Source organism: Belnapia sp. AC561 (assembly GCF_979252845.1).
The window spans coordinates 1-233 of the sequence record NZ_CEEDBP010000521.1 but is presented as its reverse complement, the minus strand read 5'-3'; the positions used below and the strand labels follow the sequence as shown (position 1 = coordinate 233).

The window sequence follows — 233 nt, the reverse complement described above, 5'->3', positions numbered from 1 at the left end:
GTAATTACCGGCGCCGTTGCATTTAAAGCCACAGAAACATTGCTGCTTAAAGTTGCTGCAGGTTTCGCGTAAATTAGCAAATTAGCTGGCTTGTAATTTATTGCGTAATTGCTTGAAAGTGCTAATGACCCTTGAGTGATGGCATAATTTCCAGCGGTTTCGCCCGGGTTTCTGCTCAATGTACCTGTAAATACATCGGCGCCTATAAGCGCAGGGCTAGCGCTGTATGTAAA

General features: G+C 44.6%; 1 protein-coding gene. It reads right to left on the bottom strand.

Features of this window, described 5'->3' with window-relative positions:
• On the bottom strand, positions 1-233 hold a 233-nt coding region (locus AC0IW9_RS32100), incomplete at both ends, for an MBG domain-containing protein (RefSeq protein WP_471652320.1).